Genomic DNA, 16,599 nt, shown 5'->3' on the forward strand with positions numbered 1-16,599 from the left:
TGTTTAAAGGAAAGAAAATGAGTATTTTAGAGATTAAAAATTTTAGCTTTTATTATGCGAATAAAAATGACGCAAGCTTAGAAGATATTAATCTAAGCCTAGCAAAATCAAGCGTAACTGCGCTAATAGGCCCCTCAGGCTGTGGCAAAAGCACGCTTTTGCGCTCAATAAATAGAATTTGCGATATCACACAAGGTAATCGCTACAAAGGCGAAATAAACTTTAAAGGCAAGAATATTTTAAGCAAAAATACAAATCTAATAAAACTGCGAAGTAAAATCGGTATGATTTTTCAAGCTCCCACGCCTTTTAACATGAGCATAAGGGATAATGTGCTTTATGGCCTTAAAATCAAAGGCATAAAGAATAAAGCCGAACTTAATGTGATTTTAGAAAGCTCTCTTAAAAAGGCAAATTTATGGAAGGAAGTAAAAGACAGGTTAGACAGCGATGCTACAAAGCTAAGTGGCGGTCAAGCGCAACGCCTTTGTATCGCAAGGGCTATTGCGCTTAGCCCTGAAATTTTGCTTTTTGATGAGCCTACATCTGCTCTTGATCCTATTAGCACGGCTGCGATTGAAGAGTTAATCTTAGAGCTTAAACAAAAATACTGCGTGCTAATCGTAACTCACAATATGAGCCAAGCTAAGCGCATAGCTGATGTGACGGCCTTTATGTATCTTGGCAAGCTTATTGAAGCTGGGGATAGTAAAGATATATTTAACCGTCCAAAGACGAAGCTACTAAGTGATTATGTGGGTGGAAAAATAGGCTAGGGAATTCTAGAATTCCAAAGGCTCAGCTTGCGGGTGCTTTTTCTCGCCGCACGCCTTGATGAATTAAGTATTCTATCTTTGGCATGCGACGAAAAAAATCACCGCACAATCTTGGAGCCTTAGGAATTCTAGTTTTGGAATTCTAGAATGTTTAAATTCTGGAATTTAAGGAATTCTAGTTTTGGAATTCTAGAATTCCTTAGATAAAATCTAGAATTCCTTAGATAAAAAATACCCCATAACCCCAAAAATAAAAATTTAAGCTTAGGAATTCTAGTTTTGGAATTCCAAAATGTTTAAATTCTAGAATTTAAGGAATTCTAAAATTTGGAATTCTAGATTTTATAGTAAAATTACCAAAAAACAAAAGAGCTAAAATGCCAAAAATCATAATAATAGATGATGAAAAAGATATGTTAGAGCTTTTAGAATACCACTTAAAGCTAGCTGGATATGAGACAAGGTGCTTTTTAAGCAGTGCTGGCGTGGAGGCTGAGCTTAGCCTTGGAGGGACTAGTTTGCTGCTTGTAGATAGAAATCTAATCAGCGAAGACGGACTTGATCTAGTAAAAAAGCTAAGGGCAAAAGGGCATGAAGTGGCTGTGATTTTCGTAAGTGCAAAGGGCGCAAATAGCGATAAAATCGCTGGCTTTGAGGGCGGTTGCGATGATTATATAGCAAAGCCCTTTGATATAAACGAACTAAAAGCTAGGATAAAAGCTGTTTTGCGCAGGACTGCTGTGGATAAAGACGAGCTTAGTTTTGGGGATATTTACATGGATTTAGCCCAAAATGAAGTGCGAGTAGGCGGCGAGATTTTAGAGCTTACGGCTTTGGAGTTTCATATTTTAAGCTATTTTTTAGCTCACAGCAAACTGCTTATTTCACGCTACGAGCTAGCTAGCCAGATTTGGGGCGATGATGAGGTGAGTGATAAGGCGATAAACATTGCTATTTCACGCTTAAAGCGCAAGCTAGGCAGCAGCGGAGAGCATTTAAAAGCCATTAGAGGCGAGGGCTATAAGCTATGTTAGCGGTGGGAATTCTTATGCTTTGCTTAGTGTTTTTTGCTGCTATTTTGCTAAAGATTTTAGGCGCAAATGACTTTTTAGCTAGAAGCGATGAGATAGTGTTTTACTTGCTTTTTATCTCACTTGTTTTTAGCGGGGCTTTGTATTTTTTACTCTACAATCAAAGCAAAAAAATCGCAAAAATCATCTACGAAAAAGATAAAAAACTAAAAAAACAAGCCAGCAAAATCGCCCAACAAAACGCTAGGCAACAAAGCCTGATTGAGGGCATTTGCCATGAAATAAAAAACCCAGTAGCCATAATGCGCCTAAGTGCTCAAAGCTTACAAGCTAGTGCCTTTGCGCAAAAAATCATCTACTCTTGCGATAAAATCACAAAGCTACTTGATACGCTAAACTCAGCTTTTATAGGCGATATAGAGCCAAAAATAGAAAAAATAGACCTAGCAGAGCTAGCCCTAAGAGTAAAAAACGAACTAGCAGATGAGCGAATAGAAATAAGCGGGCAAAAGTGCGTGTTTTGTGATAGGGAGCTAATGGGCTTGCTGCTTTATAATCTAATTTCAAATGCGCTAAAATACAGCTCTGGGCGTGTTATCATAAGACTTAGTAAAAGCGGAATTTTCGTGCGAGACTTTGGCGAGGGTTTTAGCAAAAGTGAAAAAGAGCTGATTTTTAAGAAGTTTTATAAAGGGCAAAATCACAAAAACAGCGGCTCTCTTGGCTTTGGACTTTGGGCTTGTAAGCAAATTTGTAAAATCCATAGCTTTTTGCTAAAAGCAAACTCTACAAAGCACGGCAGCACCTTTGCTGTGCTTTGCGCTGACGCGTAGGAATTCTAGTTTGGAATTCCAAAAGCACTTTAATCTAGAATTCCTAGGAATTCTAGATTTGCTTTTGGGTTATTATAAAAATGCGCAATTTGAAAATTAAAAAAATATTTGCTAGAATTAGCGCTTTTAATGCGTGAAAATAAGGATAAAAAATGTGTCTTTCAATACCTTCAAAAGTGCTTAGCATTGATGAAAATAACTTTGCTATCGTTGAGACTTTGGGCGTAAAGCGTGGCGTGAGCTTGGATCTCATCGGTGAGCCAGTAGCTGTGGGCGAGTATATACTTATACATGTGGGCTTTGCGATGAGCAAAATCGACACCGAACAAGCCCTAGCAAGCTTAGAGCTATACCAAAAAATCGCTGATGATATGAGCAGTGGCGAGATAGATGAGAGTGAGGGCGACCTTGGCTTAAAGGCGATGAGCAAGGCATAAAGGGCAAAAATGGCTGAGATATAGTCTTTAAAGGCGAAAAAACTCATATTTTATCAAGCTGAAAAATAAGCATCTACAACTACAAAAAGATAGCGTTTATAATGAACTTAAAAAGATTGATAAAGATATTTTAACAGCTCTATATAAGCTAGTATTTTTAACATATGAAGGATTTTAATGGATCTAATAAACGATTTTAGGGATAAGGATAAGATTTTAGCCCTTTCTAAGCTAATAAGGGCAAAAAGCAAGGCGCTAAAAAAGCCGCTTAATATAATGGAAATCTGCGGTGGGCACACGCATAGTATAATGAAGTTTGGCTTGCCGCAGCTTGTGGGAGAGAGCATTAACTTCATCCACGGACCAGGTTGTCCTGTGTGCGTGATGCCGCGCAGGGCTATTGATGAGGCTTGCAAACTAGCAAGTATGGAAAATACGATATTTACGACCTTAGCTGATATGATAAGAGTGCCTGGCAGCACGCACAGCCTAGCACAGCTTAGAGGGCAGGGGCATGATATAAGGGCACTTTATAGCCCACTTGAAGCCTTAGAAATCGCTAGGCAAAACCCTAGCAAAAATGTAATATTTTTTGCTATTGGCTTTGAGACTACGACGCCGATGAGTGCTGTGCTAGTAGAAAAAACACTAAATGAAAATGTAAAAAATCTCTTTTTTCACATAAATCATGTTACAGTCCCTGCGCCACTGCGAGCGATAATGAGCGACGAAACAGCCAAAATCGATGGCTTTTTGGGCCCATCGCATGTAAGCGTGATCGTAGGAAGTGATGAGTATAAGGGGCTTTGCGCTGAGTTTAAAAAGCCTATTGCAATTTCAGGCTTTGAGCCTCTTGATGTGATGGCTAGCGTGCTAAATGTGTTAGAGCAATGTCTAGCAGGCACGCACGAGGTCTATAACGAATACTCAAGAGTTGTCTCTGCAAAGGGTAATGAAGTGGCTAAAACGCTCATAAATAAATACTTTATGCCCTGTGATATGCTCTGGCGTGGGCTTGGGCTAATAGAGCAAAGCGGACTTGATCTGCGCAGCGAGTATGACGCGCTAAACGCTAAAAAACGCTTTGATTGTAGCGTTATGAGTAAGCCTGAGAGCAAGGCGTGTATTTGTCCGCAGATTTTAAAAGGACTTGCAAAGCCTTATGATTGTAAGGTATTTGGCAAAGCCTGCACGCCGCAAAGCCCCATAGGCTCGTGTATGGTGAGCGGCGAGGGAGCCTGTGCTGCTTACTACAAATACGCTAGAAATATTTAGGAATTCTAGAATTCTGGGGCCTTCTGTCATCCTCGGGCTTGACCCGAGGATCTCTATATGGAATTCCAGTTTTTATTCTAGAAATTCTAGTTTTTCTGGGGGTTAGGGGGTATCTTTTTTTTGGAATTCTAAAATTCCCTAAAATTCGTCATTGCGAGCGAAGCGAAGCAATCTTATTTATTAAGACTTAAACGAGATTGCTTCGGTCGCTTGCTCCCTCGCAATGACGAATTTTAGGGAATTTTAAACGGAATTTTAAACGAGATTGCTCCCTCTGCCTTGCTTCTCTCGCAATGACGCAGAGAATTCTAGAATTCCCTAAACTAGAATTCCTACAATCTAGAATTCCTGCGTTAAATTCTAGAATTCCCTAAGATAAAAAATACCCCCTAACCCCCAAAAACTAGAATTCCTAAATTTACTCTTTTATCCCTAAAAGTCGCTTTTCAAACTGCTCTACTGGCAAAGGTCTATCAAAATAATATCCTTGTGCTACATAGCAATTATTTTCTTTTAAGATTTTTATATGTTCTAAGGTCTCTACACCCTCAACCAAGCACTTAAAGCCCATATCGTAAAGCATGGTTAAAAGGTGGCTAAGCAAGCGGTATTGCTCGCTGTTTTTGCTGCTGTTTTCAGGCAGTAGGCTACGGTCGATTTTTATCACATTCCAAGGCAGTGCCTTTAGTAGGCTAAGCGATGAAAAGCCGGTGCCAAAGTCATCTACCGCTGCCCCGATGCCATGTTCTTTTAGCCCACAGATGAGCTTTTCTAGCTCTTTATAGCTTACCTCGCCTGAGCTTTCTAAAATCTCGATTTCTATTAGTTCGTGCGGGACTTTGTGCCTATCTATGATGGCTAGCAAGTCGCTTAGCAGATTTTCGTTTTTTAGGTTGTTGCGTGAGAGATTTACTGAGATTTTTACTACTTTTTTGCCCTCATCAAGCCAGCGCCTGATATCTTTGCAAATACACTCAAGCATGTAAAAATCGAGCTTGCAAATAAGCTCGCTTTGCTCTAGTACCGGTATAAACTCAATTGGCGGCACTAATTTGCCGTCCTTTTGCCACCTACACAGCGCCTCAGCACCAAAAAGAGTGTAATTACTAAGCAGCACCTTTGGCTGATAAAAAGCCACAAACTCGCCGTTTTTAATAGCTTTTAGGCAATCTTTTTCTATTTTTTTGGTTTTTGGGTCTTTTTGGCTATCTTGCTGTTCAAATTTTTGGTAAAAAGTAAATAAAACCATTGTAAAAACTTGAATTTGCTCTTTTTGCATAGCAGTCCAAGGCTTGCTTTCATCAAAGGCGTGGATGTGAAAAACTAGTGTTTTTTCTCCCTCGTATTTTTTGGCAAAGGCAAAGTGGCTTTTGGCACCATCTTTTGCGTAAAGCACGCAGGCTGGCTGTTCTTTGGCGTTTTGTTCATAAAAAAAGGACTCTAGTTTTGCGATTTTTAGCTCTTCGCAGGTGTCTTTGATGATAGCTGATAAGCCCTCAAAGTCGCCTTTATAATTTGCTATTTTTGTTAATATTTTCTCAAACATTTTGTGTCCTTTTTAGTTATTGCTTACTTTTAGCTGAGGTATGCTTGCCATGATAGTGACGCTATTAGCGTTTCTTTTGATATCAAGGCTCACAAACATTTGCTCAAAAAGCAGGTATAAAAACACAGCATCAAACTTTTCGTTTTTAAAGTTTATATTTACTTCTTCAAAAATATTTTTAAACGCTTCTATTTCATCATTTTCTAGCTTTGAGATATTTAGCGTGATATTTAGATTTAAAGCGTAAGCTAGCTTTTTGCTATCCAAATTTATTAGTATTTTTGCCTTGCTTTTTTCATTTAATATGGTTTTTATGATTTTTACTAGCATTTGACCGATGCGACCTGGATCACCAAAAAGCCACTCTGGCACATTAGGAGCCAAAATCACCCTTGCATCATAGCCCAATAGCTGGGCAAAAATCTGCTCTTTTAGCTCACTGCTTTGATATTTTATTTCTTCAAGGTAGATTTTCTCATCGCTCATTTTTATGTAATCAATCATATCTTTAATAGAAGCAAAAACGCTGTGACTAGCGTTGCTTAAGCATTTTAGGTGCTCTTCGTTTTGCTCGTTTTTTATATTTTTGCTTATGTTATCAAGAGAGCTAAAAATGTTTTGTAGGAATTCTTGAATTTTAGTTGATACACTCATAATAAAGCGAGCTTGGGATTTTAAGACCTCTTTTTGTTGCTCGCTATTTTTTAGGGCGCGGTAGTTGTCGTGTGCCATTTGCGAGATTGCGCTTGAGAGCAATTCTAAAAACTTGGCTGATTTTTGGATTTGTTCTGCGTTTTGGCACCTCCTGGCGTCTTTTGCTCCTATACCTATAAAACAGGCTATGACCTCGCGCTCTACGATTATCGGCGAGGTAAAATACACGCTCCCAGCACAGTTAAAAATCATAGCTTTTTTATGTTTTAGAGCTAGATTTAGCCCTTCGTTTTTGCACTTTATTGGCGTGCTTTCATCGCTGGAAACTATTAGATCGCCTTCCATATCGTAGGCATTGATTTGCAGTCCTGTAAAAGTAGCAAATGATCTTTGAAATTGTTTTATTATATCTTCGTTTATTAGCTGATTTAATCTTATTTTACTTTCCAAAGCATCCACCTAAAATATTTTTTTTGAATTATGTATTTTTATATCATAATATAAAATTTATGTGAAATATCAACTTGAATTTTAAAAAAAAATTATTTTTGAGTTTTGTATGAAAATTCTAGAATTCCTAGGCTTGTTAGTTTGTATCTGCTTTTTAGGGGTTAGGGGGTATTTTTGACTAGGAATTCTAGAATTCCCTAGCAATAAAAACTAGAATTCCTAAGGCAAAGCATTAAGGAATTCTAGAATTCCCAAAAAAAGACACCCCCTAACCCCCAGAAAATCTAGAATTCCTACAATCTAGAATTCCATATAGAGATCCCCCAAAGGGGCTGGGGGATGACATAGTAGGGAATTCTAAAATTCCTAGTAATTAAATCTAAAATTCCTAGAGCAAAACACTATGGAATTCTAGAATTCCCTAGTGTTTTTTATATTTTTTTGCCCTTTTTGGACTATCAAAATATATCATCTTACCTGAGCCTATCTCCACATCCGCCCAGCTAGCGACCTTAAAGGCAATAGCACAAACCCCACTTGTAGGTATATGCCCTAGTGTCTCATCGCTTAGTAGTTCACAGACTTCGGTGATTTCTTCATTATGCCCTACAATTGCCACGCAGTCGTGCTTGTCTTTTACATCATTTAGCACTGAGATTATGCGGCCTGCGCTGCTTGCGTAGAGCTCTTTTACTTCTTTTATATTTTTATTATATTCCAAAACCTGCGCAAAAATCTGCGCCGTCATCATCGTGCGCTTTGATGGGCTAGAGATGATTTTATCAAATTTCACATTTTTTTCTTTCAAATGCTCTGCCATCAGCCTTGCATCGCTAAATCCACGCTGCTCTAAGCCTCTATCAAAATCAGGTGTGCCATCATGAACTGCCTTTGCGTGGCGGATAAAATATACTATTTTCATATGTTTTCTTTATTTTTTGTAGCTAGTAGCTCGATTTGTGCGATTTCATCTGCGCTAAATCCAGCCTGAAATCTGCGTTCTTTATCAATAGGCTTTGGATTTTCAAAGGCCTTTGGATAGTATTTTCGCACGATTTCTAGCCAAGAGTTAGGCTCTATGCCCTCTTGTTTGCAGGCGTATTTAAACCACTTATCGCCTTTTGCCACATGCGAGACTTCTTCATCACGGATTAGTTCTAGCAAAGATCGAAGCGGCGAGTTCTCATCTATTTTGCTCAAAATATTTGTATTTGCATCTAGTCCGCTTGCCTCCATGTGGCGAGGAAGTATCGCCATGCGATCAATCAAGCTGTGCTGAGTCTTTTGTAAAGCGACAAAAAGCCCGTTGTGAACCGGTAAATCGCCGTATTTTATACCTGTTTTTTCTAGCTGTTCGTTTATCTTGCTAAAATGTCTGATCTCATCATTTGCTACCTCCATCCAGTCGCTATAATACTGCAGCGGCAAACCTCTAAAGCGGTAGCAAGCATCAAGAGCGATATCAATAGCACTATACTCAATGTGAGCGATAGCATGTAAAAATACAGCATTTTTATCAGTATTTTTTATCCTTGGAAAATCAGACATTTCATAGACTTTACAAAAACTAGCGTAGCTTGGAGTTTGCAAGCTTTTAGGCTTTGCTAGCCCCTCAAAGCTAATGCTATTAAGATTTGCTTCTATAGCACGCAGCTTTATAGTTTTGCTAGAAATGCTACTTTCGTTTAGACAGTCCCAAATCGCTTCAAAAAAGTTCATTTTCTATCCTTTTCTAGCTTTTAAAAACCCTGCGCCAAAGCCCACGCCAAAGCCAAAAAGATGCGCATACCACGCTACTTGAACCCCAAGTAGCATAGGCGCAAAACTCATGATCAAAAGTCCTACAAAAAGCCCTGAGCGAAGCATAGGCATAAAATACGCCATAAAGCCAAAAAGCACGCATATAGCACCACTTGCGCCTACTAGATTTGAGTAAGGCTCAAAATAAAGGTAGCTAAGACTAAGCAAGTTTGTAAGCACACCACCAAGTAAATAAAGCAAAGCAAAGTTAAATGCTCCCAAAGCACGCTCTAAGCGGTATCCAAAGGCAATGAGAGCTAGCATATTCATCCCCAAATGCTCAGCCGAGCCGTGCATAAAAATAGAGCTTAAAAGCTGATGATAAAAACCCTCAAAAAACAGAGCATTTAGCCCCAAAAGCATGTAATAGTAATCACTTACGCTCAAGCTAGTAAAAATATATACTAAAACATTAAGGATAACTAAAAGGCAAATAGCCTTAACTTCTAAAAGGCTCTTTAAAATTCTAGAGAATTCTAGAGAGTTAAAGTTTTTGTTAAAATTACTCTTTAGCACGGCTTATTTTACATGGCTTATTTTATACGACCATAGCCGCTAAAACGATTGCTAACAAGGCATGAGCTGTCCTTGCATCTTGAGATGATATAAGCATTTACCTTTTTACCAGCTATTTGATGATCGTTTGGTAGGCTTAGATTCATCACGCTAACGACATTTTTGCCACCTGTGTTGTGTAAAAATTCCACGCTACCGTCTTTATTTACCTTTGAGACAATCCCAACATGCGTGATAAGCTTTTTACTGCGACCTTTGGTGGCTCTTGTGGTGTTGTTAAAAAACACTAGATCGCCTACTTGTGGCTGAGAAAAATAAATTTTGTTTTTATCTTTATATAAATCAAACATAGCTTGACTTTTGCGACCGCTGGTGTAGTATTTGTTTAGCTCTTTTGGATCAAAAATTGCGCTATTATTATTTTTATTTATCGCTGTAATTAGCCCTGAGCAATCACCACCAATGCGAGTGTTTGTGTATTTTTTTAGATTAAAGTTTGGATTTTTTTCTCTTTTTTCTGTGCTTGTTTGATAAGATTGCTTATTTTTGTTATAAAAGTTTGTCGCGCTTTGCGAACTACCAGTGGCACAACCTGTGATAAAAAATGCCCCCAAAGCTAGAAATACTAATGTTTTAAACTTTTTTCTCACAATAAAACCCCATAAAATTTTGCCTAAAGGCTGTGATTATACACAAAAATAATGAATTTCTAGTATAATTACGCAAAATTTTTTGATTTTAAGGGCTAAAAATGGATTTTTTACAAATCACAGGTGGCGCAAAACTAAGTGGCAGCGTAGAAATCAGTGGTGCTAAAAATGCTGCTTTACCAATCATTGCAAGCACAATCCTAGCTAAAAACGAAGTAAAAATAACAAATATGCCAGAAGTGGTAGATATCAAAACGCTTATCAAGCTTCTTGGCAATCTTGGCGCAAACACAAATCTAGCTAATCACATGCTAAGCATAGATACAACTAGCATAAACTCTACAAAAGCGACTTATGATATAGTCCGCAAAATGCGCGCTAGTATCTTGGTGCTTGGCCCCTTGCTCTCACGCTTTGGCCACTGCGAGGTAAGTCTGCCAGGAGGCTGTGCAATAGGTGCAAGGCCGATTGATTTGCACCTCGCGGCACTAGAAAAAATGGGCGCACAAATTAGCATAGAAGATGGCTATGTCGTAGCTCACGCACCATCAGGGCTAAAGGGCTGTGAGATAATGTTTGATAAAATCACCGTCACAGGCTGTGAAAACATACTCATGGCAGCAGCACTAGCTAAGGGCAAAACTAGAATTCTAAACGCCGCAAAAGAGCCAGAAGTAGTCCAAATCTGTGAAATTCTGCGTGATAGCGGGCTTAGCATTAGTGGCATAGGTACTAGCGAGATAGAGCTTGAGGGCAGCGATGGAGAACTGCTCTCTATGCCTGATATCAAAGTCATCAGCGATAGAATCGAAGCAGGCACTTATCTATGTGCAGCTGCTATAGGTGCGTCAAAAATCACCCTAAATCACACGCAAAAAGAGCTGCTTGGCGCTGTGATTGACAAGCTTGAGCTTATGGGGGCTAGCTTTGAGTATAAAGATGAGAGCATAACGATAATACCGCCAAAATCTCTAAGCCCTGTGGAGATTACTACTACGGAGTTTCCTGGCTTTCCTACTGATATGCAAGCGCAGTTCATGGCGCTTGCTTGCGTGGCAAAGGGGGTTAGCATCATAGATGAAAGGCTTTTTGAAAACCGCTTTATGCACGCTAGTGAGCTAGTTCGCATGGGTGCAAATATCAAGCTAAACGGACACATCGCCACCATAACTGGCGCCAGCCTAAAAGCAGCTGATGTGATGGCAACAGACCTGCGTGCTAGCTCAGCGCTAGTCATCGCAGCACTTGGGGCAAGCGGGGTTAGCAATATCCACCGCATCTATCACCTGGATAGGGGATATGAGAACTTAGAGGGCAAACTAAGCGCCCTTGGTGCTGATATCAAAAGGCTAAAAGAAGAAGACTAAGAACTTGATTTTATCTAGAATTCCCTAGGAATTCTAACGGAATTTTATATGGAATTCCCTACGGAATTCCACCACGCTCAGAGCGCAGCTAAGTGCTAGAACGACACATCAGCGCAATGAATGCCGAACTAGGTGCTAGCTGAATTAGTCTTTATAAATTGCTTTTTGCCCTAATGCGCTATCATAAAACCTGATATTTATAGTATCGCCCAATTCTTCCTTAATATCATTTTTTGTTAAATTAGGATAATTTTTAAGCTCAAAAGACACTACTCCGTTTTTTAAATCTTGCCTGAATTTTTTCATACTTTGACTTTTTATTTTTGCGTATTTTCCACCATCTATATACCATTTAATTAATAAATAAACAAAAATAATAGCAAAAATGCTACTCGGAGCAGAAAACATTTTTTTATCCTTGACAAGAAAATTTTAAAACTCCAAAATCTTAACAGAAAAAATATAAAAAGGTGGTAAAAATGAGCCTAAATGTCAAATCAAGCGTAGAAGTAAATACCAGTAACGCTCAAGCTAGTATAAATAATTTAACAAATGCTCTAAATAAATTCAATAAACAAAGCGAAAAAACAAATAAAACGCTAAATAAAATAGCAGATAACACAAACACATTTACGGACAAACTTGCCCACTCAGCCCAAGCGATAAATGGCTGGTATGACATTACCCAGCTTGACTGGGTGATTTCGGTGTTAGGGAATTCTAAAATTCCGTCATTGCGAGCGTAGCGAAGCAATCTCATTTTTAAGCCTTATTATTAAGACTTGAACGAGATTGCTTCGGTCGCTTTGCTCCCTCGCAATGACGGAATTTTAGACGGAATTTCACTATAGAGATCCCCCGATCAAGTCGGAGGATGACTCACTAACGGACAATGACGGAATTTTGACGGAATTCTAGAATTCCTAGCTTGGTTTTATCCCAAGTTCGCTAAGTTTAGCTAGTGCCACCTGGGCTGTGAGCTTGTCCATACATGCGTGATGCCCTAGAGGACAAACTCGCTTCATACAAGGCGAACAAGGCAAATTTAAGCGTAGAATTCTAGAATTTTCTTTATCATACGGCGCAGTTTCTATCCAGTTTGTAGGCCCAAAAATAGCAAGAGTTTTTACTCCAAAGGCAGAGGCGATGTGCATGGGACCGCTGTCGTTTGTGATAAAAAGGCTAAGTCCTGCGATATGTTGCGCAAGCTCTTTTATGCTAGTTTTAGCGCAGAGATTTTGGTGGGCTATGTTACTTTGCTCTAAAATAGCTGAAATCTTAGCGCAGATTTCTTCTTCACCTTTAGCGCCAAAGATGATTATATCGTATTTTGAGGCAAGGGCACTAGCTAGGGCGGCAAACTTTTCTGCCCCCCAGCGTTTAGCCGAGCCGTAGCTTGCGCCAGGGTTTAGCCCTAGCGTCTGGCGAGCGTAAGAATAGGGTGAAAAATGTAATTTTAAAGCTTTATTTAAGCTTTTTAATCTTAGGGCTAAATTTACGAAATTTAAATATTTTTCTACTTGATGAAGCTCGTTTTTTTGGTATTTAAAAAGGGCTTTTTTCTTTGCTTTTATAAAAAACAATAAAAACTTGCTAGCAAAATGCGAGCGAAAAGAAAGCGCAATATCGTAATTTTGTAATTTTTTTGCTAATGAGTAGAGCCACAAAAGCCTAGATTTTGAGTTTTTGCTATTATCGGTGATGATAAGCTCGCAGTTTGGCAAAGCACTAAAAAGCTCGCAAGCAGCTGTTTTGCCAAAAAATGTAATTTTTGCTTCTTTGTAGTTTGCTACGATATTTTCTATAGCAGCGCTTGCCATCACGCTATCGCCCAGCCAAGTAGGTAGCTCTATAAAAACTCTCATAAATACCGCCTAACAAGCTCGATTTGCGCTTTTACATTTGCTTCTAGCGAGTGTTCTTTTGCTTTTTGGCGGTTTTGTAAGCCTGCCCCTTTTAGCTTTTGGCTATTTGTTAAAAGCCCTGCTAGTATCTTGCTAGCGCAGGTGCTATCACTGGCTATAAATTCTCTCTCAAGCAACTCTGCTGCCCCGCATTTATCGCTAGCTATCACAGCGCAGCCATAGCTCATCGCTTCTAGCACCACTAGCCCAAAGGGCTCATAGACTGAGAGCAAAGCTAGTATATCGCAGGCCTCAAAATACTCGCTAGCCCCATCGCTAGCACCAAGAAAATGTGCTTTTACACCAAGACTTTTTGCTAGATTTTTATAGCCCTCAAGCCGCTTATCTTTGCCCACAAAAAGAGCATTATAGGCACTTTTTTGTTCGCTTAGCGCAAGCAAGAGTTCTTTAACGCCTTTTCTTTTAAAGCCAGAGCCTACAAAAAGCACAAGTGGTTCGCTCTCATCAAGCCCCAGCCTAGTGCAAAGCTGTTTTTTTGCGCTTTTTTTATCTATTTTTTTAGGGAATTCTGCGCCATTATAAAGCACTTCTATCTTACTCTCAGGCACGCTGTAGCATTCTATGATTTGCCTTTTTACCATTTGCGATATTGCTATTATGCATTTTGCGTTTTCAAAGCATTTTTTCTCTAAGTAGGGGTGAACGAAGTTTATAGGATTTAGCCACCAAAACTTTTTGCTTTTGCGATAAACTTTGTGAACGCCATCATCTGTGCGGTAAATATCGCTGCTATCAATGCGAGCTAGGCTAAAATACAGCTCATCAGGGGCTTTTTTTGCTCTTGCTTCTTTGTTAAAAAGCAGGGCTTTTATCCATGAAGCAAGCTTTTTGCTGCCGCTAAAACCACGAATTTGGCTAGGAATTCTAGAATTCTCAAAGTTAGCTTTAAGCCACTTTAAGTATAATTCAGCCCCACCAGACGCGTTTGGATTTTCTCTTAGAAATACTAGTTTTTTCATGCTTTTTGCCCCTTAAAGCAAGAACAAGCAAGAGCAAAAATAAACATCGTCAAAAGTAAATTTTCGCTGTGAAATTGAAGCTCAACTAGCCCTGTGATATTGCCTAAGACTAGAATTAATAAAGCGCAAAGCCCAAGGGCACTTTTGCGTGCTTTAAAGAACTTTACAAGAGCAAAAAGACAAAAAATAATATAACAAAGTGCGGTAAAAATACCAGTTGTAGAAAGTAGATGTAAAATCGTGTTGTGTGCGTGTGGAGCGTGTGGTTCTGGGCTATTTGGATACCAAATAGAGTTATCTACATTTAAAAACTCAGCCCCACCAATACCAAAAAACGGATGTTCTAGCCAAGTATAAAACGCAGAGCCAAAAATATAAAGTCTTGTGCTAAGAAAACCACTGCCAAGGCTGATTTTATAAGCAATACGCTCGTGTGGCAAAAGTGTAAGCAAAAAAGCTACTAAAGCTAAAGCTATAATCACTCCAAGCATGATAAATAAATGCTCCCAGCTAAATTTGCTCTCATTTTTGCTAGAATTAAGAGCAAAAAAGCCAAAAAGCAAAAACAGCAAAGGCAGCAGATAAATACAAGTCCTAGAAGCTGATAGCACCACCCCACTAAAACTAAGCAAAATCGCTGCTATACAAAGCCACCTGCTAACTAGTCTCCACCAAAAAGCACAAAGAAAAATGCTAAGTATAAAGAGCGAGTAAATGGCGCTTGTATTTACATAGCCGATGCTTTTTAGCTCAAAAAGCTGAGCCCCTGCAAAAAAGACCTTGTAACTAGCCATAATAAATGCTATCAAATAACCGCCAAAAAGGCAATATAGCACAAAATTTAGCCTAATATTTTTTGCACCAAGTCCATAAATTACCAAAAAAAGTGCGACACTACGAATGGGGTCTAGCATGTATTTCATCTGAGCGTTTATAAGCGCACTAAGCGCAAAAAAGCCAGCATAGGCGATGAGAAAAATACCAACCATATCAAGCTTAAAAGAAAGTTTTTGCCGCCAGATTATATAAAAGCCAAGGACGATTAGCGCATAAAGAGAGATTTGTTTTACAGCCTCGCTAATTGGCAAAGCAAAAAAAAGTACGCATAAAAGTGCGTTAAAAATGCTAATTAGTGTGATTTTAGCTTTAGAATTCTCTAGAATTGCTGTTTTTTCAAGGCTGCTTTGGCTAAAAGTGGCTTGTTTCATTATTTGCTCCCTAAAATCTCTTTATATACGCTATAGACATCGCTAGCCATTTTTTCTAGGCTAAAGTTTGTCCTTACAAACTCTTGTTTGTTTGAACTTAGATTTTCAAGCATTTGGGGATGTTCTAAGAGCAGTTTTAGCGCAGATTTTAGCTGATTTTCATCACAGTCGCAAAGCAAAAAATTATCTTTAAAAAACAAATCTCGCACGCTACCAACATTTGTCGCAATGCAAGCTTTTTGCATAAACAGGGCTTGCATCAAGGTCTGTGGCACGCCCTCGCTAGATGAGGTCAGCATAAAAATATCCATAGCACTAAGCATTTTTGCAGGCTCAGGGCTAAAAGGCAAAAGAGTAACAAACTCACTCATCTCATGCATAGATATAAAATCACGCACAAAGCTTTCAGTATCGCCACTGCCAACTAGCAAAAAGTGTGTGTTTGGGTGCGTTTTGTGTATGCTAAGAGCGATATTTAAGAAAATATCAAGCCTTTTAACTTCTCTAAAAAGCCCCATGCTGCCCACGCAAACTGCGCTTCTAGGAATTCCTAGCTCATCACGCACCTTGTTTTTATCGTATTTGTTAGGCTCAAAAATCTTAGTGTCAATACCTGTTGGTATGCTTTTAATCTTGCTTGGCAAAATGCCGTTAAAATCAATGAAATTTTGCCTGATTTGCTCGCCTGTTGTGATGATAAAATCAGCTCTTTTGTTTACAAAATTTAGCGGATGAGAGCTGATTTTATTGCCGATGTGGCGAGTTCGCACAAACTTTGCTCCACTTAAAATGCTAGCCATCCAGCCTATCCAAGTATCCTTGCCACTATGTGTATTTATAATGTCTATTTCATGCTTTTTGGCTAGTTTTGCTATGCCATAGGCTGAGCGGATATCAAGCGAGTTTTTAAAGCCAAAGTATGCTACCTCTAGCCCAGCCTCGCTTGCCTTTTGACCTAAAACTGCACCATCTCTTGTAGCTAGTAGCACCTTTGCGCCATAAGTATCACGCAAGGCAAGGCTTTCAGAGAGTATGCGCATCTCTTGCCCGCCCCAGCCAGTACTCCACTCGGTGTGTAGGATATTTATTTTTTTCATTATATTGCCAAATAGGGTTTTTAAATGATTATAACGAATTTTTTAAAAGCTTGTGATTAAAAAGAGCTTAAATCT

Annotated in this window: 18 protein-coding genes; 7 read left to right on the forward strand and 11 right to left on the reverse strand. The window is 39.0% G+C overall.

Going from position 1 to position 16,599, the window contains the following annotated elements:
- Positions 1-17 precede the first annotated feature (17 nt).
- The 5 genes from pstB to hypD all read left to right on the forward strand — a co-directional run bounded on the left by pstB (position 18) and on the right by hypD (position 4,352).
- Complete coding sequence (gene pstB / locus PTQ34_RS03835) at positions 18-776, forward strand: phosphate ABC transporter ATP-binding protein PstB (RefSeq protein WP_273932201.1); 759 nt, start codon at positions 18-20, stop codon at positions 774-776.
- 377 nt (positions 777-1,153) lie between these two features.
- Positions 1,154-1,810, forward strand: coding sequence for a response regulator transcription factor (locus PTQ34_RS03840; RefSeq protein WP_273932202.1), 657 nt, complete (start codon positions 1,154-1,156; stop codon positions 1,808-1,810).
- The gene (locus tag PTQ34_RS03845; protein ID WP_273932203.1) at positions 1,804-2,640 is read left to right on the forward strand and encodes a sensor histidine kinase; all 837 of its coding nucleotides are present in this window, start codon (positions 1,804-1,806) and stop codon (positions 2,638-2,640) included. Before PTQ34_RS03840 ends, PTQ34_RS03845 begins: the two co-directional genes overlap by 7 nt.
- A 152-nt stretch (positions 2,641-2,792) precedes the next feature.
- Positions 2,793-3,077: a HypC/HybG/HupF family hydrogenase formation chaperone gene (locus PTQ34_RS03850; RefSeq protein WP_273932204.1), complete on the forward strand. Its 285-nt coding sequence runs from the start codon at positions 2,793-2,795 to the stop codon at positions 3,075-3,077.
- A gap of 177 nt (positions 3,078-3,254) precedes the next feature.
- Positions 3,255-4,352 (forward strand): hydrogenase formation protein HypD, encoded by a 1,098-nt coding sequence (hypD, locus tag PTQ34_RS03855; RefSeq protein WP_273932205.1) that lies wholly within the window; start codon positions 3,255-3,257, stop codon positions 4,350-4,352.
- A 418-nt stretch (positions 4,353-4,770) separates the two neighbouring features.
- Here hypD and PTQ34_RS03860 read toward each other — a convergent pair whose 3' ends face one another.
- The 6 genes from PTQ34_RS03860 to PTQ34_RS03885 form a co-directional block, all read right to left on the reverse strand.
- Positions 4,771-5,898 carry an EAL domain-containing protein gene (locus tag PTQ34_RS03860; protein WP_273932206.1) on the reverse strand — a complete coding sequence of 376 codons (1,128 nt, stop codon included), beginning with the start codon at positions 5,896-5,898 and terminating at the stop codon, positions 4,771-4,773.
- A 12-nt stretch (positions 5,899-5,910) separates the two neighbouring features.
- Positions 5,911-7,002, reverse strand: a complete 1,092-nt coding sequence (locus PTQ34_RS03865; RefSeq protein WP_273932207.1) for a PocR ligand-binding domain-containing protein — start codon at positions 7,000-7,002, stop codon at positions 5,911-5,913.
- A 421-nt stretch (positions 7,003-7,423) separates the two neighbouring features.
- On the reverse strand, positions 7,424-7,924 hold the full coding sequence (locus PTQ34_RS03870) for a SixA phosphatase family protein (protein WP_273932208.1): 501 nt from the start codon (positions 7,922-7,924) through the stop codon (positions 7,424-7,426).
- Positions 7,921-8,721, reverse strand: coding sequence for a ferritin-like domain-containing protein (locus tag PTQ34_RS03875; RefSeq protein WP_273932209.1), 801 nt, complete (start codon positions 8,719-8,721; stop codon positions 7,921-7,923). Before PTQ34_RS03875 ends, PTQ34_RS03870 begins: the two co-directional genes overlap by 4 nt.
- Before the next feature lie 3 nt (positions 8,722-8,724).
- Positions 8,725-9,237 carry a rhomboid family intramembrane serine protease gene (locus PTQ34_RS03880; RefSeq protein ID WP_404814905.1) on the reverse strand — a complete coding sequence of 171 codons (513 nt, stop codon included), beginning with the start codon at positions 9,235-9,237 and terminating at the stop codon, positions 8,725-8,727.
- A 98-nt stretch (positions 9,238-9,335) separates the two neighbouring features.
- Positions 9,336-9,968 (reverse strand): CHAP domain-containing protein, encoded by a 633-nt coding sequence (locus PTQ34_RS03885; RefSeq protein ID WP_273932210.1) that lies wholly within the window; start codon positions 9,966-9,968, stop codon positions 9,336-9,338.
- A gap of 101 nt (positions 9,969-10,069) precedes the next feature.
- Here PTQ34_RS03885 and murA point away from each other — a divergent pair, with 101 nt between their 5' ends.
- The gene (murA, locus tag PTQ34_RS03890; RefSeq protein ID WP_273932211.1) at positions 10,070-11,335 is read left to right on the forward strand and encodes a UDP-N-acetylglucosamine 1-carboxyvinyltransferase; all 1,266 of its coding nucleotides are present in this window, start codon (positions 10,070-10,072) and stop codon (positions 11,333-11,335) included.
- A 144-nt stretch (positions 11,336-11,479) separates the two neighbouring features.
- Here the strand turns inward: murA and PTQ34_RS03895 are convergent, their stop codons facing one another.
- Entirely contained in the window at positions 11,480-11,743 is a 264-nt protein-coding gene (locus tag PTQ34_RS03895) for a hypothetical protein (RefSeq protein ID WP_273932212.1), read from the reverse strand.
- 71 nt (positions 11,744-11,814) lie between these two features.
- Here PTQ34_RS03895 and PTQ34_RS03900 point away from each other — a divergent pair, with 71 nt between their 5' ends.
- Positions 11,815-12,081 (forward strand): hypothetical protein, encoded by a 267-nt coding sequence (locus PTQ34_RS03900; RefSeq protein WP_273929767.1) that lies wholly within the window; start codon positions 11,815-11,817, stop codon positions 12,079-12,081.
- A gap of 177 nt (positions 12,082-12,258) precedes the next feature.
- Here the strand turns inward: PTQ34_RS03900 and PTQ34_RS03905 are convergent, their stop codons facing one another.
- From PTQ34_RS03905 to PTQ34_RS03920, 4 genes are read right to left on the reverse strand one after another with little or no spacing between them, the layout of a single operon-like run.
- Positions 12,259-13,200 carry a glycosyltransferase family 9 protein gene (locus PTQ34_RS03905; RefSeq protein WP_273932213.1) on the reverse strand — a complete coding sequence of 314 codons (942 nt, stop codon included), beginning with the start codon at positions 13,198-13,200 and terminating at the stop codon, positions 12,259-12,261.
- Entirely contained in the window at positions 13,197-14,219 is a 1,023-nt protein-coding gene (locus tag PTQ34_RS03910) for a glycosyltransferase family 4 protein (RefSeq protein WP_273932214.1), read from the reverse strand. Before PTQ34_RS03910 ends, PTQ34_RS03905 begins: the two co-directional genes overlap by 4 nt.
- Positions 14,216-15,427: an O-antigen ligase family protein gene (locus tag PTQ34_RS03915; RefSeq protein ID WP_273932215.1), complete on the reverse strand. Its 1,212-nt coding sequence runs from the start codon at positions 15,425-15,427 to the stop codon at positions 14,216-14,218. The genes PTQ34_RS03910 and PTQ34_RS03915 overlap by 4 nt, the downstream gene beginning before the upstream one ends.
- Complete coding sequence (locus PTQ34_RS03920) at positions 15,427-16,524, reverse strand: glycosyltransferase family 4 protein (protein ID WP_273932216.1); 1,098 nt, start codon at positions 16,522-16,524, stop codon at positions 15,427-15,429. Before PTQ34_RS03920 ends, PTQ34_RS03915 begins: the two co-directional genes overlap by 1 nt.
- Positions 16,525-16,599 lie beyond the last annotated feature (75 nt).

This window comes from Campylobacter magnus, assembly GCF_028649595.1.
Classification (GTDB): domain Bacteria; phylum Campylobacterota; class Campylobacteria; order Campylobacterales; family Campylobacteraceae; genus Campylobacter; species Campylobacter magnus.